This is a genomic window from Streptomyces sp. CBMA29 (genome assembly GCF_014596445.1).
Lineage (GTDB): Bacteria > Actinomycetota > Actinomycetes > Streptomycetales > Streptomycetaceae > Actinacidiphila.
Genome location: NZ_MECL01000056.1, coordinates 1 through 1,622 on the forward strand (window position 1 = coordinate 1; position 1,622 = coordinate 1,622).

Here is a 1,622-nt window from a genome sequence, read left to right on the forward strand (position 1 = left end):
CAGCCAGGTCGGCGGATCGGTGACCGCCGCGGCCACCACCGACCCCACGGCGAGGACGGTGGAGCGGCGGCGGGCGGCGATCTTCGCCCAGCGCATCGAATTGCGCACCGGCCGCTCGTCGACCATCGGCGCCGCCCACCAGGCGACCCCGACCACGACGAGCAGCGCCGCCTGTGTGCTGAGCGAGTGGCGTACAGCCTCCGGCGCGTCGCACGACGCGAGGGCGAGCGCCACGGCCAGGCAGCGGGCGGGCAGTTGGGCGGGGAGCCGGATGCGGCGGGGAGCCTGGGCGGGGGCCGAAGGTGCCGCGGTCGCGTCGGCCGAGGGCGCCGGGGCAGCGGTCGTCAGGGGCGAGGGCGCCGGGGCCGCGCCCGGCCGCCGCGCCGTACCGCTCATCGCCTGCCCCCGTGAATACGCGTGCGCACCAGCGGCGCCAGGGCCAGGTCGAGGGTCTCGCCGCGCTCGTGGGTGACCACCGCGATGCCGCGCTCCTTCAGGGCGAAGCGTGTCGCGTCCCGCTCGGACCGCCACAGCCGCAGGCCCAACTCCGCGTTGACATCGCCGGGTTCGATGTACGGGTCCGCGGTGGCGATCTCGATCACCACCAGGGCGAGGGCCCGCGCGGCCACGCGGTGCAGTACGTCGAGAATCCGCTGGTCGGCGAGCGGCGTGAAGACGTACACGATCGCGCCTTCGGGCAGCGCGGGCGGCGGGAGGTTGCTCACGCCCTCGCTGCGGTAGGAGACGTCCTTGCGGACTTCGAGGACGCTCTCGACGATCCGGTAGAAGTAGCCGTCCCCGCTGCCCGGCTGGAGCCAGCGGGTCGTGCCGCCCACCGAGACGACGCCGACCCGGTCGTGGGTGCGCAGATAGGCGCGGACCAGTCCGGCCGCGGCGCGGAAGGTCTCGTCCAGCGAGGACGTACCGGTGACCGGGTCGAGGACGTCGCCGAGTCCGTCGAGCATGACGACGGTGTCGGCGGCGCGCTCCGCGGCGAACTGCTGGAGTTGCAGGGAGCCGCGGCGGGTCGTGGCGGGCCAGTTGATCCGCCGCTGCCGCTCGCCGCGGATGTACGGGTGCACGCCGGTGACCTCGACGCCCTCGCCGCGCTGCGCCGCGGTGTGCTCGCCGAGCCGCTGCGGGAGGCGGACCGGGATGGGCGTCATGCCGGCGCGGGACGGCACCGGGAACACCCGCACCTCGCCGAGGTCCGCGCGGACCGTGCGACGGGCGGTGCCGCCCGCGTCGTAGAGGTCGAGGTCGACGGTACCGAGCGTCCAGCGGCCCCAGCGCTCGGCGGTCAGCCGCAGCTCCACGCGGGAGCTGGCCACGGTGAGATGGTCCAGGCGCACACCGGGCCCCAGCGTGACGCCGGGGTCGAGCCGCCCGCGGTCGCCGTCGTACGCGACGGTGATCCTCGCGGTGACGGTCTCGTCCTCGAAGAGCCGCCGCGGTTCGACGTCGACCGTGACGTCCATCCGCGCCGTGCGCGTGCCGTACGGGAGCGCCAGCGCGAGCAGCACCAGTGGGCCGGCGGCCAGCGCGAGCAGCCACGGCCGTCCGGTGAGCAGAGCGGCGGCGACGGCGACCGCGGTCACCGTGCCGTACCGCAGCGCGCGTTC

Annotated in this window: 1 protein-coding gene and 1 pseudogene; both read right to left on the minus strand. The window is 75.5% G+C overall.

All coding sequences use genetic code 11. The features are described 5' to 3' along the window. A pseudogene (locus tag BGM09_RS07960) lies at positions 1-396 on the minus strand (hypothetical protein); the annotation flags it as partial. Next, positions 393-1,622, minus strand: a 1,230-nt coding sequence (locus BGM09_RS07965; RefSeq protein ID WP_188280743.1) for a DUF58 domain-containing protein, incomplete at its 5' end; no start/stop codon positions are given. The gene BGM09_RS07965 and the pseudogene BGM09_RS07960, both read right to left, overlap by 4 nt.